Source organism: Xanthobacter sp. ZOL 2024 (assembly GCF_052932325.1).
Window position 1 is genome coordinate 2,097,301 of record NZ_CM128808.1, and the last position, 22,072, is coordinate 2,119,372.

Annotated in this window: 21 protein-coding genes; 17 read left to right on the top strand and 4 right to left on the bottom strand. The window is 66.1% G+C overall.

Annotated features, from left to right (window positions below):
• Nucleotides 1-25 precede the first annotated feature (25 nt).
• From nifE to ACU4E7_RS09730, 7 genes are all read left to right on the top strand, one after another.
• Nucleotides 26-1,927: a nitrogenase iron-molybdenum cofactor biosynthesis protein NifE gene (gene nifE, locus ACU4E7_RS09700; RefSeq protein WP_447021383.1), complete on the top strand. Its 1,902-nt coding sequence runs from the start codon at nucleotides 26-28 to the stop codon at nucleotides 1,925-1,927.
• A gap of 10 nt (nucleotides 1,928-1,937) precedes the next feature.
• Entirely contained in the window at nucleotides 1,938-3,341 is a 1,404-nt protein-coding gene (gene nifN / locus ACU4E7_RS09705) for a nitrogenase iron-molybdenum cofactor biosynthesis protein NifN (RefSeq protein WP_447021384.1), read from the top strand.
• A gap of 24 nt (nucleotides 3,342-3,365) precedes the next feature.
• Nucleotides 3,366-3,761, top strand: coding sequence for a nitrogen fixation protein NifX (gene nifX / locus ACU4E7_RS09710; RefSeq protein ID WP_238119136.1), 396 nt, complete (start codon nucleotides 3,366-3,368; stop codon nucleotides 3,759-3,761).
• A gap of 9 nt (nucleotides 3,762-3,770) precedes the next feature.
• Nucleotides 3,771-4,244, top strand: a complete 474-nt coding sequence (locus tag ACU4E7_RS09715; protein ID WP_238119139.1) for a NifX-associated nitrogen fixation protein — start codon at nucleotides 3,771-3,773, stop codon at nucleotides 4,242-4,244.
• Nucleotides 4,245-4,252: 8 nt separating this feature from the next.
• Nucleotides 4,253-4,453 (top strand): CCE_0567 family metalloprotein, encoded by a 201-nt coding sequence (locus tag ACU4E7_RS09720; protein ID WP_238119141.1) that lies wholly within the window; start codon nucleotides 4,253-4,255, stop codon nucleotides 4,451-4,453.
• A gap of 84 nt (nucleotides 4,454-4,537) precedes the next feature.
• Nucleotides 4,538-4,831 carry a ferredoxin III, nif-specific gene (gene fdxB, locus ACU4E7_RS09725; RefSeq protein WP_238119150.1) on the top strand — a complete coding sequence of 98 codons (294 nt, stop codon included), beginning with the start codon at nucleotides 4,538-4,540 and terminating at the stop codon, nucleotides 4,829-4,831.
• A gap of 16 nt (nucleotides 4,832-4,847) precedes the next feature.
• Nucleotides 4,848-5,498, top strand: coding sequence for a nitrogen fixation protein NifQ (locus ACU4E7_RS09730; RefSeq protein WP_447021385.1), 651 nt, complete (start codon nucleotides 4,848-4,850; stop codon nucleotides 5,496-5,498).
• A 332-nt stretch (nucleotides 5,499-5,830) separates the two neighbouring features.
• Here ACU4E7_RS09730 and pdxR read toward each other — a convergent pair whose 3' ends face one another.
• Nucleotides 5,831-7,279 carry a MocR-like pyridoxine biosynthesis transcription factor PdxR gene (gene pdxR / locus ACU4E7_RS09735; RefSeq protein ID WP_447021386.1) on the bottom strand — a complete coding sequence of 483 codons (1,449 nt, stop codon included), beginning with the start codon at nucleotides 7,277-7,279 and terminating at the stop codon, nucleotides 5,831-5,833.
• A gap of 154 nt (nucleotides 7,280-7,433) precedes the next feature.
• Here pdxR and ACU4E7_RS09740 point away from each other — a divergent pair, with 154 nt between their 5' ends.
• Nucleotides 7,434-8,051: a pyridoxamine 5'-phosphate oxidase family protein gene (locus ACU4E7_RS09740; protein ID WP_447021387.1), complete on the top strand. Its 618-nt coding sequence runs from the start codon at nucleotides 7,434-7,436 to the stop codon at nucleotides 8,049-8,051.
• Between the two features lie 2 nt (nucleotides 8,052-8,053).
• Here ACU4E7_RS09740 and ACU4E7_RS09745 read toward each other — a convergent pair whose 3' ends face one another.
• Nucleotides 8,054-8,806, bottom strand: a complete 753-nt coding sequence (locus ACU4E7_RS09745; RefSeq protein WP_447021388.1) for a phosphodiesterase — start codon at nucleotides 8,804-8,806, stop codon at nucleotides 8,054-8,056.
• A gap of 369 nt (nucleotides 8,807-9,175) precedes the next feature.
• Between ACU4E7_RS09745 and ACU4E7_RS09750 the strand changes: the two genes are divergently transcribed.
• From ACU4E7_RS09750 to ACU4E7_RS09780, 7 genes are all read left to right on the top strand, one after another.
• On the top strand, nucleotides 9,176-10,480 hold the full coding sequence (locus tag ACU4E7_RS09750; RefSeq protein WP_238119160.1) for an ABC transporter substrate-binding protein: 1,305 nt from the start codon (nucleotides 9,176-9,178) through the stop codon (nucleotides 10,478-10,480).
• Nucleotides 10,481-10,559: 79 nt separating this feature from the next.
• Nucleotides 10,560-11,462 carry a carbohydrate ABC transporter permease gene (locus ACU4E7_RS09755; RefSeq protein ID WP_238119162.1) on the top strand — a complete coding sequence of 301 codons (903 nt, stop codon included), beginning with the start codon at nucleotides 10,560-10,562 and terminating at the stop codon, nucleotides 11,460-11,462.
• A gap of 11 nt (nucleotides 11,463-11,473) precedes the next feature.
• Nucleotides 11,474-12,361 (top strand): carbohydrate ABC transporter permease, encoded by an 888-nt coding sequence (locus ACU4E7_RS09760; protein WP_238119164.1) that lies wholly within the window; start codon nucleotides 11,474-11,476, stop codon nucleotides 12,359-12,361.
• Between the two features lie 11 nt (nucleotides 12,362-12,372).
• Nucleotides 12,373-13,449: an ABC transporter ATP-binding protein gene (locus ACU4E7_RS09765; protein ID WP_238119166.1), complete on the top strand. Its 1,077-nt coding sequence runs from the start codon at nucleotides 12,373-12,375 to the stop codon at nucleotides 13,447-13,449.
• A gap of 14 nt (nucleotides 13,450-13,463) precedes the next feature.
• Nucleotides 13,464-14,270 carry a DeoR/GlpR family DNA-binding transcription regulator gene (locus tag ACU4E7_RS09770; protein ID WP_447021389.1) on the top strand — a complete coding sequence of 269 codons (807 nt, stop codon included), beginning with the start codon at nucleotides 13,464-13,466 and terminating at the stop codon, nucleotides 14,268-14,270.
• Nucleotides 14,260-15,078 (top strand): histidinol-phosphatase, encoded by an 819-nt coding sequence (gene hisN, locus ACU4E7_RS09775; RefSeq protein WP_447021390.1) that lies wholly within the window; start codon nucleotides 14,260-14,262, stop codon nucleotides 15,076-15,078. Before ACU4E7_RS09770 ends, hisN begins: the two co-directional genes overlap by 11 nt.
• 39 nt (nucleotides 15,079-15,117) lie before the next feature.
• Nucleotides 15,118-16,785, top strand: coding sequence for a Na/Pi cotransporter family protein (locus ACU4E7_RS09780; protein ID WP_447021391.1), 1,668 nt, complete (start codon nucleotides 15,118-15,120; stop codon nucleotides 16,783-16,785).
• 9 nt (nucleotides 16,786-16,794) lie between these two features.
• Here the strand turns inward: ACU4E7_RS09780 and ACU4E7_RS09785 are convergent, their stop codons facing one another.
• Nucleotides 16,795-18,030 carry a YbfB/YjiJ family MFS transporter gene (locus tag ACU4E7_RS09785; RefSeq protein WP_447021392.1) on the bottom strand — a complete coding sequence of 412 codons (1,236 nt, stop codon included), beginning with the start codon at nucleotides 18,028-18,030 and terminating at the stop codon, nucleotides 16,795-16,797.
• A gap of 390 nt (nucleotides 18,031-18,420) precedes the next feature.
• Between ACU4E7_RS09785 and clcA the strand changes: the two genes are divergently transcribed.
• On the top strand, nucleotides 18,421-19,770 hold the full coding sequence (clcA, locus tag ACU4E7_RS09790; RefSeq protein ID WP_447021393.1) for a H(+)/Cl(-) exchange transporter ClcA: 1,350 nt from the start codon (nucleotides 18,421-18,423) through the stop codon (nucleotides 19,768-19,770).
• Between the two features lie 15 nt (nucleotides 19,771-19,785).
• Here clcA and ACU4E7_RS09795 read toward each other — a convergent pair whose 3' ends face one another.
• A complete protein-coding gene (locus ACU4E7_RS09795; RefSeq protein WP_447021394.1) occupies nucleotides 19,786-20,895 on the bottom strand; it encodes a helix-turn-helix transcriptional regulator in 1,110 nt (369 codons plus the stop codon).
• 404 nt (nucleotides 20,896-21,299) lie between these two features.
• On the opposite strand from ACU4E7_RS09795, the gene ACU4E7_RS09800 reads away from it, so the two are divergent.
• Entirely contained in the window at nucleotides 21,300-22,040 is a 741-nt protein-coding gene (locus tag ACU4E7_RS09800) for a YoaK family protein (RefSeq protein WP_238119179.1), read from the top strand.
• Nucleotides 22,041-22,072: the final 32 nt, after the last annotated feature.

The following is a 22,072-nucleotide window of genomic DNA, read 5'->3' on the forward strand; positions in this document are numbered from 1 at the left end:
AGCCCTTTTGTTGAAGGAGAGATCCATGAGCTCGTTGTCCAACACGATTCAGGCCGTCTTCAACGAACCGGGTTGCGCGAAAAACCAGAACAAATCCGAAGCGGAGAAGAAGAAAGGCTGCACCAAGCAGCTGCAGCCCGGCGGTGCCGCCGGCGGCTGCGCGTTCGATGGCGCGAAGATCGCCCTTCAGCCCTTCACCGATGTCGCCCACCTGGTGCACGGTCCCATTGCCTGCGAAGGCAACAGCTGGGACAACCGCGGCGCCAAGTCGTCGGGCTCGAACATCTGGCGGACCGGCTTCACCACCGACATCAATGAGACGGACGTGGTGTTCGGCGGCGAAAAGCGGCTGTTCAAGTCCATCAAGGAAATCATCGAGAAATACGATCCGCCGGCCATTTTCGTCTACCAGACCTGCGTGCCCGCCATGATTGGCGACGACATCGACGCGGTCTGCAAGGCGGCCAAGGAGAAGTTCGGCAAACCGGTGATCCCGGTCAATTCTCCCGGCTTCGTGGGCCCCAAGAACCTCGGCAACAAGCTCGCCGGCGAAGCCATCCTCGAGCACGTCATCGGCACCGAGGAGCCGGAGTATACGACACCCTACGACATCAATATCATCGGCGAATACAACCTCTCCGGCGAGCTGTGGCAGGTGAAGCCGCTGCTGGATGAGCTGGGCATTCGCATCCTCGCCTGCATCTCCGGCGACGGGAAGTATAAGGATGTGGCCTCCTCCCATCGCGCCAAGGCGGCGATGATGGTGTGCTCCAAGGCGATGATCAACGTCGCCCGCAAGATGGAGGAGCGCTACGACATCCCCTTCTTCGAAGGCTCCTTCTACGGCATCGAGGATTCCTCGGATTCGCTGCGGGAAATCGCCCGCATGCTGATCGAGAAGGGTGCCGATCCCGAGCTGATGGACCGCACCGAGGCGATCATCGCCCGGGAAGAGAAGAAGGCGTGGGACGCCATCGCCAAGTATAAGCCCCGGTTCAAGGGCAAGAAGGTGCTGCTCATCACCGGCGGCGTGAAGTCGTGGTCGGTGGTGGCGGCTCTGCAGGAGGCCGGGCTGGAGCTGGTCGGCACCTCGGTGAAGAAGTCCACCAAGGAGGACAAGGAGCGCATCAAGGAACTGATGGGCCAGGACGCTCACATGATCGATGACATGACGCCGCGCGAAATGTACAAAATGCTCAAAGACGCGAAGGCGGACATCATGCTGTCGGGCGGCCGCTCGCAGTTCATCGCGCTCAAGGCGAACATGCCCTGGCTCGACATCAACCAGGAGCGCCACCACGCCTATATGGGCTATGTGGGCATGGTGAAGCTGGTCGAGGAGATCGACAAGGCGCTCTATAACCCCATCTGGGAGCAGGTGCGCAAGCCGGCACCGTGGGAGGATCCCGCCAACAACTGGCAGGCCCGGGCCATCGCCCAGATGGAGGCGGAAGCGGCGACCCTCGCCGCCGATCCGGTGGCAGCGGAAGCCGCGCGGCGCGCCAAGAAGATCTGCAATTGCAAGAGCGTGGATCTCGGGACGATCGAGGACGCCATCGCCGCCCACGGCCTCACCACCGTGGAGGGTGTGAAGCAGCACACCAATGCCTCCGGCGGCTGCGGCGCCTGCGCGATCCGCATCGAGGAGATCCTGGAGGCGAAGGGGGTCGCGGCCCCGCCGGCGGTGATCACCGATCCGGTGGCGGCGGAAGCCGCGCGGCGGGCCAAGAAGGTCTGCAATTGCATGAGCGTCGATGTGGGCACCATTGAGGACGCCATTCGCGCCCAAGGGCTCACCACCGTGGCGGACGTGAAGGCGCACACCAAGGCGTCGGGCGGTTGCGGCAGCTGCGCCGAACGGGTGGGCGACATTCTCTCCAGCGTGAACGATGGCGATGCCTCCGGCACGCTGGTGGCGGCGGAGTGAGGGGCCCATCATGGCGAAGCTGATCCCCACCAAGAAGGCATGTGCGGTCAATCCCCTGAAGATGAGCCAGCCGATCGGCGGTGCGCTCGCCTTCATGGGCCTGCGTGGCTGCATGCCGTTGCTGCACGGCTCGCAGGGCTGCACCTCGTTCGGCCTGGTGCTGTTCGTGCGTCACTTCAAGGAAGCCATTCCGCTGCAGACCACCGCCATGAGCGAGGTGGCGACTGTGCTGGGCGGCCTGGAGAATGTCGAACAGGCCATTCTCAACATTTACAATCGCACCAAGCCGGAAATCATCGGCATCTGCTCCACCGGCGTCACCGAGACCAAGGGCGACGATGTGGATGGCTATATCAAGCTGATCCGCGGCAAGTATCCGCAGCTTGCCGATTTCCCGATGGTCTATGTCTCCACGCCGGACTTCAAGGATGCCTTTCAGGATGGCTGGGAGAAGGCCGTCGCCAAGATGGTGGAGAGCTTGGTGAAGGTGCCCGACCCGGGCGCGGAGAAGGACCCGACCCGCGTCAACGTGCTGCCCGGCTGCCACATGACCCCGGGCGATCTCGATGAGCTGCGCACCATCATCGAAGACTTTGGCCTGACGCCGTCTTTCCTGCCGGACCTGGCGGGCTCGCTCGATGGTCACATCCCCGACGATTTCACCCCCACCACCATTGGCGGCATCGGCGTCGATGAAGTGGCGACCATGGGCGATGCAGCCTGGACCATCGGCATTGGCGCGCAGATGCGCCGCGCGGCCGAAGCGATGGAAAAGCGCACCGGCTCCAAGGCCCGGGTGTTCGAGCGCCTGTGCGGGCTGGCACCGAACGATGATTTCATCATGTTCCTGAGCGAGATCTCCGGCAAGCCGGTGCCGCGCAAGTATCGGCGCCAGCGGGGCCAGCTGGTCGACGCCATGCTCGATGCCCATTTCCACCTGGGCGGGCGGCGCCTCGCCATTGGTGCGGAACCCGACCTGTTGTTCGATGTCGGCTCCATGCTGCACGAGATGGGCACGCAGATGGTGGCCGCAGTCACCACCACTCAGTCGCCGGTGTTCGAGCGCCTGCCCACCGACGAAGTGCTGATTGGTGATCTGGAAGACTTGGAAACCCTCGCCAAGGAGCGAGGGTGTGATCTGTTTCTCACCCATTCCCATGGCCGCCAAGGGGCCGCGCGCCTCGGCATCCCGTTCCACCGCATCGGCATGCCCATGTTCGATCGCCTGGGGGCGGGGCACCAGCTGAGCGTGGGCTACCGGGGCACTCGGGACCTCATCTTCGACATCGCCAACCTCGTGATCAAGGACCACGAGGACCATCACGAGCCGACGCCGGACACCTGGCGTCCCGGTGCCGAGGGGCACGGACATGGGGGCGATGCTGGCACGACTTCTGCAACGACCCATCACTAAGAAGAATGTCGAGGCGATCGCATCATGAAAGTCGCATTTGCTACGCAGGATCTGAAGCGGGTCGACGCACATTTCGGATGGGCCAAGAACATCGCCATCTATGAGGTGAGCCCCGATGGGAGCCACTTTGTGGAGGCGATCGAGTTCGATGGCGATCTGAAGGAAGACGGGAACGAGGACAAGCTCGCCCCCAAGATCGACGCCATCAAGGATTGTGCGATTCTCTACGTGGCGGCGATCGGCGGTTCCGGCGCGGCGCGCGTGGTGGCCAACAATATTCACCCCATGAAGGTGAACCAGCCGGAAGAGATCGCCGATCTCATCGACAAGCTCTCCGAAGTGCTGAAGGGCACCCCGCCGCCCTGGCTCCGCAAGGCGCTGAACAAGGGCAAAGAACGCACGCTCGATTTTGAGGATTGAGGACGCACCATGGCCGAAGCAGCAGATGCCACCATCGCGGTGGTTCCCGCCGAAGAGACGCCCTTCGTCAAGGAATTGATCAAGGTCTGGCGGGCCCAGGACACCCATGGGGCCTGGGAGGGCAAGAAGGACCTCGATCTTCTCGAGCCTTATATCCTCGACAAGGAAGCCCGCCGGGCGCTGCCGATCATCGGTGATCCCGATCCCGAGACCATCTGGCGGCTCGAGCTGTTCTTCAACGCCGTCTGTCTGCTGATCGAGCGCGAGACCCGCGTGATGATCTCGCCGATGCTGAAGATGAGCCACGAAGGCTTCGGCCGCATGGTGCTGATCGGCGGGCGGCTGATTGTGGTGAACAAGCAGTTGCGCGACGTGCACCGCTTTGGTTTCGACAATCTCGGCAAGCTGGCGGAAGAGGGTGCGAAATACGTCAGCTCCGGCGTCGAGATGATCAAGAAATTCCCTGACGTGGCCAATTATTGAGGACTGACATGAGCGACATCGACGCGCTGAAGGCCGAACTCAAGAAGCTGTCCGCAAAGGCGACCCAGGCCAAGATGGATCTTCATGACCTCTCCGAAGAACTCCCGGTGAATTGGGAGCAGATCATGGATGTGGCCACGAAGGCGCACAATGCGTTCGCGGAGCTGGAGAAGAAGCGCGCGGACCTGAAGGCCCTGGAGGCCGCCTGACGTTCACCAACGGTGCCGGGCCGCGGCGTGTCGCGCGTCGGCACCGTTCCCGTAAGTGACCTGAACCTGGAAGGTCGTTTTCCCATGTCTAACGAAACCCGAGATGGTCGAGCTTGGCAGCCAGACTACCTGCTCGATATCGATGCGGAGAAGTGCATCGGTTGTGGGCGCTGCTACAAGGTGTGCGGCCGGGACGTGATGACCCTCAAGGGCATCAACGAGGATGGCGAAGTGGTCAGCCTTGATGATGACGAGGATGATGAGGTGGAAAAGAAGGTCATGGTCATGAACGACACCGGCGCCTGCATCGGGTGCGGCGCCTGTGCGCGGGTGTGTCCGGCCAATTGCCAGGTGCACGGCCTGGAAAAGGCAGCCTGATCGGGGAGGCGCGGCGATGGCGGCGGAAGAGGTCTACGACCAGCTTCTCGCGACGCCTGCTCCGGCGGGCTGGGATGCGTTCGATCGTCATGTCGTCGCCGCCATGGTTTCGCTGGCCATGGAAGAAGGGGCGCGGAGCGGGCAGGGGGGCTTGGTTGGCCTGGGGCTTTCGGCCCTCGAGTTTCGTCAGCTCCTCGACGCCGGGTTTCCCGGTGCCGCGGCGTCGCTGGCGCCCTGCCTCGCGGCGGAAGGCGTGCCGCCCGATGGGGAAGAGGAGTCCATTCGCGACATTCTTCGCCTCTATTGCTCCACCGGTGACGGGATCGAGCAATGGCTCATCGCGATGATTGCCCGTCGGTGCAAGGCGCCCCATCATCTGTGGCAGGATCTCGGCCTGCGGGATCGTGGGGAGCTGTCGCAGCTCATGCGGCGGCATTTCGCGCCATTGGCGGAAAAGAACCGCAACGACATGAAGTGGAAGAAGTTCCTCTATCGCATGGTGTGCGGCACGGAAGGCTTCAGCCTGTGCACCGCCCCAGTCTGTGCGGAATGCGATGATTTCGCCGTCTGCTTCGGCGCCGAGGATGGCGAAAGCCGGCTGGCGCGAACCCGCAACGGGCGGCCGGCAGCGGGCGCGGAAATGGATCTGCCGTTGGCGGCGGAGTAGAGACCGGCAGAAACGCATCAGTTCAAACGGAACGCTGGGTCTTGTCATTCCGCGCTCCGGTGCCCAGGGGGCGGTAATGCTGGGTGCGCCGATGCGGTGGAGCGTGAAAGCGATGTGCGGCGGCGTGATGCGCCCCACATCGCCGGTGCGGGGGCGGAGCGCAAAACCGGCTTGGCTTGAGGGGCTTCTGATCGGCCGCTTCGGGCGCAACTTTATCCCACAGCGTGACCCCCACGTAACCGACAAGTAACCCCTGGGAGAGCCCCGCTGTGTTCATGGCGCCAGCCATGCAGTGCTCGTTCCTGTTCGGCTGGGTTCGGTACCGCGCGGCTTCAATCAAAGATGCGGGGGAGGCGGCTGAAGGCGGTGTCCAGCTCCGCGACCGTCAGCGGCGCAAAGCCGATGAGCAGCGCGCGGGCCAACCGTTCCGGGGTGTCGCGCACGGCGCAGGCGGCGGCGGGGTAGAGGCCGACGCCGGCGCGCCGCGCGGCGGCCGCAACCGTGGCGGCGTCGGGGGCGTGGGGCGCCAGGGTGCCATAGAGATGCAGGCCGCCGGAATTGGGGCTCACGGCGAGACGCGGGCCGAACACGGTGCGAAGGCCGGAGAGCGCAGCCTCGCGGCGGGGCCGATAGGCGGTGCGCAGGCGGTTCAGATGCCTGCGGTAGCGTCCGCTTTCCAGAAAGGCGGCGAGGATCTGCTGGTCGAGCCAGGACTGGCCATAGCTCATCAGGCTCTTAGCCGCTTCGGCGGCGGCCACCAGGGTGGGGGGCACCACCATGTAGCCGAGCCGCAGTCCACTGCCGATGGTCTTGGAGAACGAGCCCACAAAGAGCGTGCGGGTTGAGTGGTCCATGGCGGTGATGGCCGGCGCGGGTGGCGGCGCGAACAGGATCTCGCCGTCATAATCATCCTCGACGATGAAGGCGCCAACGGCGGAACAGGCGGCGATGAGCGCCTGCCGGCGGGCGTGGCTCATGGCAACCCCGGTGGGAAACTGGTGGGCCGGGGTGACGTAGACGAGCCGCGGACGGAGGGCTGCGATGGCAGTGCACACGAGCCCCTCCGCATCCACCGGCGCCGGGCACAGCCGAGCGCCCTCTGCGGCGAACACGTGGCCCGCGGCGGCGTAGCCCGGCGTTTCCACCACCACGGCATCGCCGGCGCGCAGCACCAGACGGGCGATGAGGTTGAGGGCCTCCTGGGCGCCGGAGGTGACGATCACCTGCTCCGGCGCCACCGCCAGCCCGCGCGAGGTGGCAAGATGGGTGGCGATGGCCTGGCGCAGGCGCGGCTCGCCGCCGACCGGTCCATAGCTGGCGAGCCCGATGGCGCAGGCGTCCAGGGCGGCGTTGCCGAGGCTGCGCCACACATGGGCCGGAAACAGGCGCGGGTCGCCGTGGCCATACCACAGGTCGAGCACCGGCCGGCGGTCGGTGCGGGTGAGCAGTGGCGGCATGGCGACCGGCTCGGCCACTTGCGGCGTGGCTGCCGGGGCGGCGTCGATCAGGGGCGTGGGGCCCATCGGCGGGGGCGCGGCTGGCCGGTCCGCAACGAAAACACCGGCCCCCGCACGCATTTCCACATAGCCTTCCTCGGCCAGGCGCTCATAGGCCAGAATGACAGTGTTGCGGGACACCCTCAGGCGCTGGGCCAGCTCGCGGCTGGAGGCGAGGCGGCTGCCCTTCGGCAGACGGCCCATCTGCACCAGCTCGCGGGTGGCCAGGAAGATCTGCTCCTGGAGGGTGACGTCGCTGGTCCTGTCGAGCCCGATCGCAAACATGCCGCCAACCGTCCGTTCCGTCCGGTGCCACTGGTTCCATCCGGCGCCGCTGCGCCGGATCTATGCCCTCGCATGGGCGCGACCCATGGTGTGTGGCATTGGTGTTTTGATCGAGGTTTGTTCCATGTCCAGTCCCCCGAGCGCACGAACCCGTGTGAGGCGGTATCATCATATTGCCCATTACGATGCGGCCACCATCCATGCCATTCTCGATGCCATGCCCATGTGCAATGTGGGCTACGTGCACGAGGGCCAGCCGGTGGTGACGCCCACCTTGCAGTGGCGCGAGGGGGATCGGATCTATTGGCACGGCTCCTCCGCCAGCCGCATGATCCGGGCGGTGAAGAGCCAGCCGGTATGCGTCACCGTCACCATCTTCGATGGCCTGGTGCTGGCGCGCTCCGCCTACAATTACAACATCAACCACCGCTCGGTGATGATCTTCGGCGTGGCCGAGATGGTGGAGGATCCACAGGAGAAGCGGCGCCAGCTGCAGCGGTTCGTGGACGGCTTCATCCCCGGCCAATGGGATCGCCTGCGGCCGGTGACCGAACAGGAGTTGAAGGCCACCACGCTCATGTCGCTACCCATCACCGAGGCATCGGCCAAGGTGCGGACCGGGGCGCCGGAGGACGAGGCCGAGGATTATGCCTTTCCGGTGTGGGCGGGGGTGGTGCCGGTGCGCATGGCCATCGATGCGCCGGTGCCCGATCCGCGCAACTTGCCGGGGGTGGAGATGCCGCCGGAGGTGCGGGCCTTCAAGATCGGCTGACATCAACCCCGCAGATAGGAGACCAGACGCCCCTCCACCAACTGGTGGAGGGCGATCTGTGGCGGCTCGCGAACCACCGCGAAGCCCGGCGCCGTGAAATCAAAAGCGAACTGGTGGCTGGCCGAAGGGGCGATGAAGGCGCGATGGCCGGCGAACATGCCTGAAATCGCGCGGTGGACATGGCCACAGAGGATGCCCACCACGTCGGTGCGTCCGCGCAGCAGCGCGGCGAAGGCCTCGCGCCCCTGCGTGAGGCCGATGTCATCCATGGCCTTGAGACCCGTGGTGAAGGGCGGGTGGTGCATGAAGATGAGCAGGGGCTGGCCCTCGCCGGCGTCCAGCCGGGCGTCCAGCCAGGCGAGGCGCGCCGCATCGAGCGCGCCATGGGCGCGACCTTCCACCAGTGTGTCGAGGCCGATGATCCGCAGGCTGTCGAAGTTGCCATCCAGGCACAGATGGTCCGCCGCTTGCCCAGTCGAACTGCCGAGCACCCGCCGCATGGGCGCGCGCAGGTCGTGATTGCCAGGCACCGCAAGGAAGGGAATGCGAAGGCTCTCCAGGCCGGCGCGGACGAAGGCATATTCCTCGTCCACCCCCGCCTCGGCGAGATCTCCGCTCACCAGCAGGAGGTCCGGCTTCGGGCGCAGCACGGCGAGGCGCGCCACCAGGGCCATGAAGGCGGCGCGGGTGTCGATGTCGCCCACCCGCGCGCCGGAGACCGTGACATGAAAATCCGTGATCTGGGCGATCAGCATCGCATTTGCTCCACAGTGTGAAAGGCGCTGCCCCTTGGGCCCGCGTTCGCGGCGCCTGTGGATCGGCTGGGCGTGGGGAAGCGCATGCCGGGCACCTTAGGGGCCGGGCGGTCGGGCGTCGAGGCGCGCGAGGGAAAATGTGGAACTTTGTGCATCTTGCTCAATTTATAGTCTCGATTCCCAAATTTACTGACGATACAGTCACATCAATGTCACGGGTGTGGCGATAAGAAATCCACGCGCCGGGTCCCGACGGGATCTCGAGGGCGTCTCTCCCGGGGAGTTCCACCAGAAGACTTTGCGAGCCGCCATCCCGGCGGTCGGCGACGCGCGCCTATTCGATCCCATTCGCTCTATGAGAGGAACGAGATGTCGGTCAAATCCACATTTTCCCCCATTTCCCGGCGCGGCGTTCTCGTCGGCGGCGCCGTCTCGGCTGCCGCGCTGGTGGGGCTCGGTGGCGGCCGCGCCCGTGCGGCGGACAAGGTCAAGGTCCAGTTCATGTATCCGGTCGGTGTGTCCGGCGACATCAACCGGATCGTCTCGGGCATGATCTCCAAGTTCAATGCCGAGCACGAGAAGATCGAAGTCGAAGCGATCTATGCCGGCAGCTACGACAATACCGAGCAGAAGGTCATCACCGCCCTCGGCGTGGGTGATCCGCCGGCCACCTGGCTGCCCATCAATTCGGCGCTGCAGACCTTCCTCGGTCTCGATTCCCTGGCCGACGTCACCGATAAGGCCAAGAAGACTGACATCTACCAGGACTTCATCCCGAGCTTCCTCGATACCTGCGTGTCCGACGGCAAGCTCTATGGCCTGCCGTTCCAGCCCTCGACCCCGGTGCTCTATCTCAACAAGGACGCCCTGAAGGCCGCCGGCATCACCAAGGCGCCGGTGACCTGGGACGACCTGCTGGAGACCGCCAAGGCCCTCACCATTCGCGAGAATGGTGAGCTGAAGCGCTGGGGCGTCACCATCGGCGGCGGTTGGCACGACTGGATGTTCGAGTGCTACTGCCGCCAGAACGGCCTGGTGCCGTGGACCAAGGACAGCGTGCTGTTCGACAAGCCGGAAGCGGTCAACGCCCTGGAATTCTGGGTGAAGATGGTCAAGGCGGGGGTGATGCCGCCGGCCTCCACCTGGCAGGGCTCGGCCAACGACTTCATGGCCGGCCGCACCGCCATGCTCTACCACTCCACCGGCTCCCTCACCAACCTGCGCAAGTCCTCCCCGTTCGAGGTGGACGTGGCGATGATGCCGAAGAACAAGATGTTCGGCGCCTGCCAGGGTGGCGGCCCCATCATGATCGCCAGGAAGCAGTCCGACGCCGCCATCGAGGCCAGCTGGACCTTCGCCCAGTGGATGACCTCCACCGAAGTGCAGTCCCAGTGGGGTCGCGACACCGGCTATCTGGCGGTGCGCAAGTCCGCCTGGCAGACCCCCGAGATGCTGGCCTATCTCAAGGAAGTGCCGCAGGCCAAGGTGGCCCTGGAGCAGGCCGAATATGCCGGCGCCTTCCTGCAGGTGCCGGGCTATCACAAGGTGCGCGAATATCTCAAAAGCGCCCTCGACCGGACGCTGGCCGGCGAGATCGCGCCCGACGCCGCCTTGAAGGAGGCGACCATCAATTCCAACCGCGAGATCCAGCGCCTGCTGCGGCGCCGCGGCTGACCAGCTTCGCCTGCGCCCGGCTCGCCGGGCGCAGGCTCCCACAAACCTGTGCTGACGCGCAGCCCATCGAGGCCCGGCCATGGTCATCAGTCCCGCCTTCCGCGCCCGCTTCTCGGAAGCAGCGCTCGCCTATTGCCTGCTGCTGCCCTCCCTCGTGTTCCTGGCCGCCTTCACCTATTGGCCCATCGTGCGGTCCATCTATTTCAGCTTCCACGACGTGATGCTGGGTTCGGACAAGATCTTCTTCCTGGGGCTCGAAAACTACGAGCGACTGTGGACCGACAAGCTGTTCTGGAAGTCCCTGGGCAACACCGTCTTCTACACCCTCATCACCATTCCCTGTGCCATCGCCTGCGCGCTGCTGCTGGCCGTCGCCCTCGACAGCAAGCTGCGCGGCATGACCTTTTACCGCTCCGCCTTCTTCTATCCGGTGATGATCCCCTCGGTGGCCGCCGGCATGGTGTGGGTGTTCCTCTATGCACCTGGCTACGGCCCCATCAATTCCGCCCTGGCCGCCCTCGGCCTGCCCAAGGTCGAATGGCTCTATGACGCCCGCTGGGCGCTGCCAGCCATCATGTTCATGAGCATCTGGAAGTATTCGGGCTACTTTATGCTGATCCTGCTGGCGGCACTGCAGCTGGTGCCGCGGGATCTTTATGAAGCCGCCAAGCTCGATGGTGTCTCGGCCTGGCACCGGCTCATCCACATCACCATTCCGCTGATTTCGCCCACGCTCTATTTCGTGGTCATCATCGGCCTGCTGCATTCCTATCAGATCTTCGACTATGTCTATGTCATGACCCAGGGCGGCCCGGCCGACGCCACCAATGTTCTGACCTTCTACATCTATCAGAACGGCTTCCAGTATCAGGACATCGGCTACGCCTCGACCCTCGCCAACATCCTGTTGCTATTCGTCGGCGGACTCATCGGCCTGATCGCGCTGGTGTTCGGTCGCCGGGTCCACTACCTCGGGCATTGATCGGACGCACCATGGCAACCCTTCAGGATCCCATCGAGATGGCCGCCCCCGCCTTTTCCGGCCCCCGCTGGCGCAGCCTGCGCAAGGTCATCCGGGCCAACGGGCTGCATGCCTTGCTGCTGCCCCTGATGCTGCTCTGGATCAGCCCGCTGGTCTGGATCGTCGTCACCTCCCTCAAGTCGCGCACCGAGGTGTTCGATCCGAATGCCGGCTTCCTGCCGGCGGTGCTGAACTTCAGCAATTATCCCGCCGCGCTCGCGGTGGCGCCGTTCGGCACCTACATGCTGAATTCGATCCTCGCCACGGGCGGCATCCTCCTGGGGGAGCTCATCACCATCACCTTGGCCGCATATGCTTTCGCGCGGCTGAACTTTCCCGGCAAGAACATCCTCTTCACCCTGTTCCTGCTGCAGATCATGTTCCCCATCTACGCCACCTTCATCACCAACTTCCTCACCGTGCGGGAACTGGGGCTGGTGAACTCCTTGCCGGCGCTGGTGGTGCCCTTCATCGCCTCCGGCTATGGCACCTTCATGCTGCGCCAGGCGTTTCGCCAGGTGCCGACCGAGCTGGCCGACGCCGCCCGGCTCGACGGCTGCGGGCACTTCGGCATCCTCTGGCATGTCTATCTGCCGCTGGTGAAGCCGACCCTCATCGCCTTCTCCATCATCGCCGTGGTGACCCACTGGAACGACTATATGTGGCCGCTCCTCGTCACCAACAGCGAACAGGTGCGCACCCTGCCCATCGGCCTCGGCCTTCTGGCCAAATCCGACAGCGGCGCCGACTGGACGCGCCTGATGGCCGCTACCGTGGTGGTGGTCTCCCCCCTCCTGCTGTTCTTCGTGGTGTTCCAGCGCCGCTTCGTGGATAGCTTCATGCACGCGGGTCTGAAGTAGAGGTTTTAGGCATGGCCGAAGTTGTTCTTCAGGGCGTCAGCAAGTCCTATGCGGGCCGGCCCACCGTGCACGCGGTGGACCTCGCCATCGCCGACAAGGAATTCATGGTGCTGGTGGGCCCTTCGGGCTGCGGCAAATCTACCACCCTGCGGATGATCGCCGGCCTGGAGGACATCACCTCCGGCCGCCTGCTCATCGACGGGCGGGAGGTGACCCACGCCGAGCCGCAGAAGCGGGACATCGCCATGGTGTTCCAATCCTATGCGCTCTACCCGCACATGACCGCCTATCGCAACATGGCGTTCGGCCTGCTGAAGACCTCGCGCCTCTCGAAAGAGGAGATCGACCAGCGCATCCGCGAGGCGGCGGAGATCCTGCACATCACCCACCTGCTCGATCGCAAGCCCAATGCGCTCTCGGGCGGCGAGCGCCAGCGGGTGGCCATCGGCCGCGCCCTGGTGCGCCAGCCCAAGGTGTTCCTGTTCGACGAACCCTTGTCCAACCTCGATGCCAAGTTGCGCACCCACATGCGCGGCGAGCTGAAGCGCCTGCACAAGGAGCTGGGCCTGACGGTGATCTATGTCACTCACGACCAGATCGAGGCGATGACGCTGGGCACCCGGGTGGCCATCCTCTCCCAGGGCCGGCTGCAGCAGGTGGGCGCGCCCATGGATCTTTATATGCGCCCCGCCAACACCTTCGTCGCCACCTTCATCGGCTCGCCGGAAATGAGCCTGCTGCGCTGCGCGCTGAAGCCCAATGGCGAAGGCAGCCTGGTGCATCACGCCGCCTTCGACACCCGGGTGCCGGAGCGGCTGGAGGCCTCCGAGATCCTGCTGGGGGTGCGGCCGGAAGAGGTGATCGTCGGCGCCGCCGATGCCCCCGCCATGGCCCGCGGCGTGGTGGAGCGCACTGAGCTGATCGGCTCCGAGGCCCTCGCCGAGATCCGCCTGGGGGAGGACCGCATCGTCGCCCGCACCCCGGTGATGAGCGCGCCGCCCGCCGGCGCCGAGGTGGGGCTCAATTTCGACATGGCGCGGGTGCGCCTGTTCGATGCCGCCACCGGCAGCGCCATGCCCCGCTTGTGAGCCAAGGCAGTCCCATGGCCCAGACCCCGCGACAGCAGCAGATCGTCGAACTTCTCCATGATCGCCGATCCACCACCATCACCGACCTCGCCGGGCACTTTCAGGTGTCCGACGAGACCATCCGCCGGGATTTGAAGGCGTTGGCCGAGGCCGGGCTGGTGGACAAGTTCCACGGCGGCGTGCGCCTCAACGAAAGCGAGTGGGAAGCCCCGTTCGAGCGGCGCCTGCGTGAGCAGGCGGTGGCCAAGCGGCGCATCGCGCAGGCCGCCGCCGAGCTGATCGACGAGAACGCCACGATCATGCTCGACAACAGCTCCACCGCCTGCTTCCTGGCGCAGGCATTGGCGCCCCGTCCCGGCCGCCTCACTGCCATCACCTTCTCGGTGGAGGTGGCGCAGATTCTCGCCTCGGCGGGGCGCCAGCACCACATCATCCTGCCGGGCGGCGAATTGCGGGCCGATGACCGCACCATCATCGGTCCGTCCGCCATCGACTTCGCCTCGCAATTCACCCCGAGCCTGTTCGTGATGTCGGTGGCGGCGGCCTCGCCCGCCCGCGGCTGCATGGATTTCGATCTGTTCGAGATGGAGTTCAAGCGCGCCATGATCCCGCTCGCCGACAAGGTGATGCTGCTGCTGGATACATCGAAATATGCCAAGCCCGGTCTGATCCAGGTGTGCGACTGGTCGGCGGTGGACGTGCTGGTCACCGATGCGCCGCCGCCGCCGCCGGTGCGCGAGGCTCTCGAGCATGCGCAGATTCTCGTCGCGCCCGGTCCCGTCGAGGCGGGAGATGTCCGAAAGTCAGCCCATGACGCGTGAACTGCCCCTCGCTGCCGCCCCCGCGGGCGCCGATCTCTCTGAGCTGAGCCGCTTTGCGCAGGTTCTGGCCGAGATTGCCCGCCCCCTCGCCCTGTCCCACTTCCGCCGCCCCATCGGCGTCGAATGGAAGGCCGACCACAGCCCCGTCACCATTGCCGATCGGGCGGTGGAACGGGCGCTGCGCGAAGCCATCAGCACCCATGATCCGGCGCATGGCATCCTTGGCGAGGAGGAAGCGGCCACCGGCATGGACCGGCGCGTGGTGTGGGTGGTGGATCCCATCGACGGCACCAAGAGTTTCATCACCGGCCTGCCGTTGTTCGGAACCTTGATCGCCGCTTTGGTGGATGGCGCGCCGGTGGTGGGCGTCATCGAGGCGCCGGTTCTGGCTGAGCGCTGGGTCGGCGTGGTGGGGCAGGGCACCGCGCTGAACGGGCGGCCATGCCGCACCAGCACCGTTGAGACCCTCTCCGCCGCGCGTCTCTATTCCACGTCGCCGGAGATGTTCTCAGCGGTGGAAGCGCCGGCCTTCGCGCGGCTCGCGGCGGCGGTGGGCCTCTGCCGTTTCGGCGGGGATTGCTATGCCTATGGGCTCCTGGCCAGCGGCCATGTGGACCTGGTGGTGGAAGCCGACCTGAAGCCTTATGATTTCATGGCGCTGGTGCCCGTGGTCGAGGCGGCGGGCGGCGTGATCACCGATTGGAGCGGCGCGCCGTTGACGCTGTCGTCTCGCGGCCAGGTGGTGGCCGCCGCCAATGGCACGCTTCATGCTGCGGCCCTGGAGATCCTGGGCGGCGCCAGCGCCTGAGCGCGTCGGGCCAGCGGGGCCCACGGGAGGAGGTGCGTCATGAGCTTTTCCGTGACCCTGCTCGATCTCGCGGGTTTCGCCGCACTGCTGCTGTGGGGCATCCACATGGTGCAGAGCGGCGTGCTGCGGGCGCTGGGGCCCCGTCTCAAGGTCATTCTCGGCCGGGCGCTGCGGCGACCGCTGCAGGGCTTCTTCGCCGGCGCCCTGGTGACCACCCTGCTGCAGAGCAGCACCGCCACGGCGCTGATGGTCTCGGGCTTCGCCGCTGCCGGGCTGGTGGCGCTGGTGCCGGCGCTGGCGGTGATGCTGGGCGCGAATATCGGCACCACGCTCATTGTTCAGGCGCTGTCGTTCGATGTTACGGCGCTGGCGCCGGCGGCCATCCTCTCCGGCCTCATCATGTTCCGCCGCGGTGCCGGCAGCGCCATGCGGGATCTCGGTCGGGTCGCCATCGGCCTGGGGCTGATCGTGCTTGCGCTCCATCATCTGGTGGATCTGCTGCGGCCGTTGGAGGATGCCCCCAGCATCCGCATGCTGCTGGGGGCGGTGGCCACCGTGCCGCTGCTCGATGTACTGCTGGCGGCGGTGCTCACCTGGGCCGTGCACTCATCCGTGGCGGTGGTGCTCATCACCGCGTCGCTGGCCGCCCAGGGGGCGGTGCCCCCCAACGCCGCCCTGGCGCTGGTGTTGGGCGCCAACCTCGGCAGCGCCATCGCGCCGGTGCTGGAGGCCATGGGCAAGGAGGATCCCACCGCCATGCGGCTGCCCATCGGCAATCTCATCAACCGGGGCGCCGGTGTGGCGCTGGGGCTGGCGCTGCTCGAGCCGCTCGGCCAGGCCATGGTGCGGTGGCAGCCGGACCCGGGGCGGGCCGCCGTCGATTTCCACACCCTGTTCAACATCGCCACGGCGCTCGCCTTCCTGCCGGTGCTGGGGCCCTTCGCGCGGCTGCTGGAGTGGTTGTATCCGGCGCGGGAGGATCCGGCGGATCCGGCGCGGCCGCGCTATCTGGCCTCCGCCGCCGGGGATACGCCGGTGGTGGCGCTGGGTGCTGCCGCGCGGGAGGCGCTGCGCCTGGCCGACGCGCTCGACGAGATGCTCGATCGGGCGCGCGCGGCGCTGATCGGCGGGGCGCGCCACCAGATCGCCGAGGGCCGCAGTGGTGATGATGTGCTCGATCGCCTGAACCGCGAGATCCGCAGCTATCTCGCCGGCCTCGATCCCGACGAGCTGGCGCCCGCCGATCGCCGGCGGGTGGACGAGATTCTCGCCTTCGCCGCCAACATGGAGCAGGCGGCGGATGTGGTGAGCGGGCGGCTGATGACCGACGCCGCCAAGCGCCTCAGCCGCGGCATCGCCTTCTCATCGGCCGAGGAAGGTGAACTGGTGAAGCTGCTGGAGCGGCTGAAGGCCAATGTGAGGCTGGCCGCCTCCCTGTTCATGACCGGGGACGCGCGGGCCGCGCGCCTGCTGGCGCTGGAGAAGTCCGCTTTCCGCGAGAGTGAGAGCGAGGCCGCCCAATTGCACTTCGATCGGCTGCGTCAGGGCCTCGCCGCCCAGGCGGATGCGAGCTTCCTGCACATCGACATCGTGCGCGACCTCAAGCTCATCAACTCCCACGTGGTCGCGGCCGCCGCCTATCCGGTGCTTACCCGCGCCGGAGAATTGCTGCCGAGCCGCGTGGCCGGCACACCGGCCGCCGGCTGAGGAGCGCGTCTAGGCGTGGGGCCGCCGGGCCGGCTGGCGGGCCAGCAGCATCAACAGCACGATGCCCGCTGCCATGGTGAGGCCGGCGAGGATCAGGGGCGCCTGATAGCCGCCGGTGCGGGCCACCAGCCAGCCGGCGACGGCGGGAGCCGCGGTTTGTCCCAGACCATAGCTCAAAGTGAGGCGGGCCATGGCCCGCGCCGGGTTGGCGAGGGCCTGCCGGCCGGCATAGGCCAGGGTCAGCCCGACAATGCCCATGAAGGTGGCGCCATAGAGGATCGCGCCCAGCAGCGCGCCGATAAGCCCTGGGCCGAACAGCAGAACGACGAAGGAGGCGATCTGCACAAGATACGCCAGCTGCAGCGCGCCGAGCTGGCCGGTTCCGCGCGCCACCCGGTCCCACAGCCACACCGAGGGAGTCGCGGCAAGGCCCGCCACGATCCACACCAGATTGCCTGACCCGCCTACATCCGGCCGCTGCGCCAGCGCCGCCACCAGGAAGGTGGCGGTGACCACATAGCCCACGCCGGCGCAGAAATAGGCGACCGGCAAGAGCAGGTCGCCAATGGCTAGCCCCCCCTTCACGGCGGGTTGGAGCGGTGGGGCGGCCGGCGTCGGTGTGGCGCGCGGCTGGAGGGCCGCGGGCATCCAGATCCAGGCCGGCAGCAGCAGCACGAGGCCGAATGCGCCCAGGGCGAGCCACTGGCTGCTCCAATCCAGCGAACCGGCCATCCAGCTCGCGGCAACCCCGGAAATGGCGAGGCCGAGGCCCATTCCGGCGAAATGAATGCCGAGCTCGGGACGGTGGCCATGTTCCACCAGCCACGCCAGCACCATGCCGGACCCGAGCAGCATGCCGGCGACGCTGGTGAGGCCGCCGAGAAAGCGCAGCGCGCCCCACAGCCAGGGGTTCACGGTGAGCCCCATGGCGGCGGTGGACAGCACTGCCACGATCAGCGCCAGCCGATACAGCAGCAGCCGACGGCGGGCATCGTGCAGGACCGCCGCATAGAGGGTGCCGGCCATGTAGCCGGCGTAGTTCAGGGTCGCCAACCAGCCGCTGGCCGCATCATTCAGCCCGGCCTGAGCCTTCATGAGGGGCAGGATGGGTGTGTAGGCGAACCGGGCGAGGCCGACGGTGAGCACCAGGGCGCAGATGCCAGCCGTCAGCACCTGCCAGGCGAGCAGGGGGCTGGCGAGGGCGGGCCGATCCTGCGCGGGCCGGGGAAGGGGAGCGGGTTGCATGACGGCCGGGGCTGGAGAGAGGGGATGGGCAACCGCTGATGCCCACCTCTCAGGGCTGCCTGCTTCCCGCCTCTTCGTCAAGTTCCGGCGCGCGGTCGTCGTCGCCCGGCGGATGCTCCTGTTTGGGAGCTTGCCCGGCCTCCTCGCACGTGTCACGGCGAACACGGATTGGACCTTGCGGATTTCCGCGGCGGGTGGTGTTGCAATCCGGGCCGTGCTCCGCAAACTTGGGCGTGGCGCGCAATCGCGGGCAAGAGAGTCGTCTTCTGCGCTCCGCTCGGGAGTGTGTCCTGTCAGTGACGACGCGGCTGTGATCGAGCGGATCGGGGGTGCCAGCCGCTTCCGGCCGACCGAGTGGGGCAGCACAGACGGTGGAGTGGCGAGAGGCGCATGAACGAAGATCTTTTGGCGCAGGGCCAGCCCGGCGATCGGCCCGGCGAGGCGCGCTATGTGGTGCTGGCGGTGCTCACCGGCGCACTGGCGGGCTTCGTGGGCTCCATCTTCCACCTTCTCATCGACCAGGCGGTGCTGTGGCCTGGGCTGCTGCGGCACTATGTGGATGGCTGGTGGCTGGTGGCGGCTGCGGCGGCCATCTCCATGGTGTGTGCGGTGGTGTCGGTATTCATCGTGCGGCATGTGGCGCCCGAGGCCGGTGGCAGCGGCGTGCAGGAGATCGAAGGGGCGATGGAAGGCCTGCGAGAGGTGCGTTGGCGCCGGGTTCTGCCGGTGAAGTTCTTCGCCGGTCTCATCGCCATCGGCTCCGGGCTGGTGCTGGGGCGTGAGGGGCCGACCATTCATATGGGCGCATCGGCGGCCGCCGCGGTGGCGGAAGCCAGCCGCACCAGCGAGCTGGAGCGGCGCGGCCTGCTGGCGGCGGGCGCGGCGGCTGGACTTGCCTGCGCGTTCAACGCGCCAGTGGCCGCGGTGCTGTTCGTGATCGAAGAGACCCACAAGGAGTTTCCCTACACGTTTCGCACCTATCTCGGCGTCATTTTCGCCTCCGCCGCCTCGACCCTGGTCACCCAGCTCATCGGTGGCACCGGCCCGGATCTGCCGCTGCCGGTGGTCGGCGCCTCGCTGCAGCTGCTGCCGGCCTTTCTCCTGCTGGGAGTCGTGCTGGGGGTGATCGGCGTCGCCTTGAATGGCGCCATCATGGCCATGGTGAATTTCAATGGGCGCAGCTTCCCCCATGTCCCCTACGTCTATCCGGCAGCCATCGGTCTGGCCGTGGGCGCGCTGTTCATTCTGGCGCCGAAATCAGTCACCGGCGGGGAGAGCATCATCCTTGAGCTGGCGCGTGAGAACATGGCAGTCACCGGCCTGCTGGTGCTGGGCCTGATCCGTTTCTTCACTATGGTGGGCAGCTACTCGAGCGGCGTGCCCGGTGGCATCTTCGCGCCGATCCTCACCCTGGCCGCCTGCGTCGGCTTCGCTTTCGGCGGCGCCCTTGAGCAGATCCTGCCCGACGCCGGAATCTCCGCATTGCCGTTTGCCATCGTCGCCATGGGGGGCCTGTTCACCGCCTCGGTGCGGGCGCCCATCGTTGGCGTGGCGCTGACCTTGGAGCTCACCGGTTCCTATGCGCTGGCGCTGCCGCTGATGGTGACCTGTGTCACCGCCGATCTGATGGCCCAATGGTGCGGTGGCCGGCCGATCTACAGCCAGCTGCTGGAGCGCACCTTGGCCCAGGCCGGCATCAAGCCCTCTCCCAAGGGGCGGGCACCAACGGGCCTCGCCTGATCGGCCGATCGCGGATCAGCGGCCGCAGAGGCTGGAAATCTGCAGCACCAGCTCCGCCTGCCGGTTCACGCCGAGCTTGCGGAACACCCGCTTGAGCACGATCCGCGCCGTTCCTTCGGTGATCCCGAGCTTGCCCGCCGCCTCGCGCACCGGCAAGCCGCCGCCAATCAGAGCCGCCAGCCGTGCCTCGCCGAGGGACAGGCCGAAGACGTCGCGCAGGGCGGTGGGGTCCACCATGTGCTGGCGCTCCACCGGCTGGGCGATCAGCAAGGTGCTGGTGCCCGCATCAAGGCCGATGCGCTCGCGCCCCAAATCGGTGACCGGCAGGGCGGTGACGATGATGCGCTGCCCGTTCAGCCCGGTGAGGGCGCAGGACTGCGGTGGGGTGGTGTCGGCCATGCTGATGCGGGCGGCCGTGGTCAAGGCCTGGAAGCGGCCGCCGTCCTCCTTGCCGACAGGGACGAGGCGTCCCTCGTCGGTGGTGAAGTGATTGGGGATCTGCTCCCGCGCGGCGAGGTTGGCCAGCACCAGGGTTTGGTCTGCAGCGAGGCCGTAGATGCCGACCTCCATGGCGTCGAGGGCGGCGATGAGGACGGTCTCCCGCGCTTCGAGATTGGCGATGCGCAGGGAGATCCGCAGTGCCTGTTCCGCATGGCGCCCGATGGCCTGCAGGGTGGCCATCTCCTCCGCCGTGAAGGGGCCTTTCGCTTTTGCGCGCGGCAGCGACAGCGCGACGAGCATGTCGAGATCCGGCAGCATCACGGTGGACATCAGCCAGCCGAAGCCGACCCGTCGAAAGAAATCCACATAGATGGGCAGCGTCTCGATTTCCTGTTTGGTGGCGATGGTGAAATCGCTGAAGACGTCGCCGCTGGTCAGGTGGCTTTCGATCGCGCGCTGGGCATGAATGTCCTGACGCCACCATTCCTCATCCATGTAGACGCGAACCGCATGGGTGAGGTTGTCGGAAAAAATGAAATCCGCAGGCGCGCAATTCTCATAAAATATGACGACGGCGCCTTCCGCATCAAAAAGTGCGCCTATCTTCGATAGCGCTTCCGGCCAAAGATCCGGATTTATAGCGGCATCGTATGTAAAATATATGGCCTCGCTGAATGAATTCATGCTCTTATGGCGCCGATATATTTTTTATATTGATGGTTTTAGATGTCTTCGCTGCGCTATACGCGGGCGACTCTGCGACGGGAAATTATCTCATATCAGATTTATAATATGTATAGATGAATGTGGGGTGTCATCTCATAGTTCCACTCGCCTGCGCTTCTACTGTATCCGATTTGGGATATTGTTCGTCAAGGGCTTTTCGGTAGCTTTAACGCTGTTTGTCACGGCAGGCAGGTCTTCTCCGCACTCTTCTGAGTCGTCCCCATGTCATGCCTCTTTCTGCCGGCGTGTGGACTCTTCGGCCGAAAGCAGCGCGCGGCTGCCGATGGCACGACGACTGTGGGTTGCCGGTGCGCGCCGGGCGCTTGCGTGGGGTTGGGCGTTCACGTCGAGGAGGGGCACGGGTGGCGATCGCAATTTTTCAGGAGCATCCCGAAACGATCCGGTTTCCACTGATGGAGCACCGCAGCGTCGGTTTCCTTCTGGCGGTGATGGCCGGTTTGATGAACGCCTGGACCCTCGCCCACGCGGAGACCTTCGCCACGGTGCAATCAGGCAATGTCGTCCAATCGGGGTATCGCCTCGTCCAGGGTGACTGGTCGGCCTTCGTCTTCGCTTTCGGCTCGGTGCTGGCGTTCGGCCTTGGCTCAGCGGCGTGCGGCGTGTTGATGACGGATCGGCTGCGGCACGGGCAGGTGTTCACGCCGGTGGTGCTGTGGTTCGAGGTGCTGGCTCTGGTGGCGTTCGCTATCGCCTCGCAGATGGGGCTGGTCGATCCGCACCTGGTGGCCTACGGCGTCAGCTTCGTGGCGGGCGCGCAGGGCAATGCCTTCCACAAGAACCACGGCATGCTTTACGGCAATGTCGCCGTGACCTTCGTGGTGCAGATGGCGTTCAATTTCCTGGTGCAGGGCCTGTTCAGAAAAACCGGCATCAATGGCGAGCCGAACATGATGTGGGCGGGGGTGTTCTTCTCGGTGCTCATCGGCTTTGCCGGTGGCGGCGCGCTGGGCTTCTTTGTTGATCTGCGGGTGAGCGACCACAGCTCGCTCTATCTGTCCGCCTTAATCGCCCTGGTGCTCGCCGTGCTGGCGATGCGTCGCAAGGCTTCCGCCGATCCCACATCCGGCGGGCTGATCGGTTGAGGCGCGCGCCACTGGCATGACATGATGACGGC

Coding starts and splice junctions, on each gene's coding strand:
- clcA (WP_447021393.1), top strand. CDS start 18,421: ATGAACGAAGATCTTTTGGCGCAGGGCCAGCCCGGCGATCGGCCCGGC.
- ACU4E7_RS09770 (WP_447021389.1), top strand. CDS start 13,464: ATGGCCCAGACCCCGCGACAGCAGCAGATCGTCGAACTTCTCCATGAT.
- pdxR (WP_447021386.1), bottom strand. CDS start 7,279: ATGTTTGCGATCGGGCTCGACAGGACCAGCGACGTCACCCTCCAGGAG.
- ACU4E7_RS09780 (WP_447021391.1), top strand. CDS start 15,118: ATGAGCTTTTCCGTGACCCTGCTCGATCTCGCGGGTTTCGCCGCACTG.
- ACU4E7_RS09785 (WP_447021392.1), bottom strand. CDS start 18,030: ATGCAACCCGCTCCCCTTCCCCGGCCCGCGCAGGATCGGCCCGCCCTC.
- hisN (WP_447021390.1), top strand. CDS start 14,260: ATGACGCGTGAACTGCCCCTCGCTGCCGCCCCCGCGGGCGCCGATCTC.
- nifE (WP_447021383.1), top strand. CDS start 26: ATGAGCTCGTTGTCCAACACGATTCAGGCCGTCTTCAACGAACCGGGT.
- nifX (WP_238119136.1), top strand. CDS start 3,366: ATGAAAGTCGCATTTGCTACGCAGGATCTGAAGCGGGTCGACGCACAT.
- ACU4E7_RS09730 (WP_447021385.1), top strand. CDS start 4,848: ATGGCGGCGGAAGAGGTCTACGACCAGCTTCTCGCGACGCCTGCTCCG.
- ACU4E7_RS09765 (WP_238119166.1), top strand. CDS start 12,373: ATGGCCGAAGTTGTTCTTCAGGGCGTCAGCAAGTCCTATGCGGGCCGG.
- ACU4E7_RS09750 (WP_238119160.1), top strand. CDS start 9,176: ATGTCGGTCAAATCCACATTTTCCCCCATTTCCCGGCGCGGCGTTCTC.
- ACU4E7_RS09715 (WP_238119139.1), top strand. CDS start 3,771: ATGGCCGAAGCAGCAGATGCCACCATCGCGGTGGTTCCCGCCGAAGAG.
- ACU4E7_RS09720 (WP_238119141.1), top strand. CDS start 4,253: ATGAGCGACATCGACGCGCTGAAGGCCGAACTCAAGAAGCTGTCCGCA.
- ACU4E7_RS09745 (WP_447021388.1), bottom strand. CDS start 8,806: ATGCTGATCGCCCAGATCACGGATTTTCATGTCACGGTCTCCGGCGCG.
- fdxB (WP_238119150.1), top strand. CDS start 4,538: ATGTCTAACGAAACCCGAGATGGTCGAGCTTGGCAGCCAGACTACCTG.
- nifN (WP_447021384.1), top strand. CDS start 1,938: ATGGCGAAGCTGATCCCCACCAAGAAGGCATGTGCGGTCAATCCCCTG.
- ACU4E7_RS09795 (WP_447021394.1), bottom strand. CDS start 20,895: ATGAATTCATTCAGCGAGGCCATATATTTTACATACGATGCCGCTATA.
- ACU4E7_RS09755 (WP_238119162.1), top strand. CDS start 10,560: ATGGTCATCAGTCCCGCCTTCCGCGCCCGCTTCTCGGAAGCAGCGCTC.
- ACU4E7_RS09760 (WP_238119164.1), top strand. CDS start 11,474: ATGGCAACCCTTCAGGATCCCATCGAGATGGCCGCCCCCGCCTTTTCC.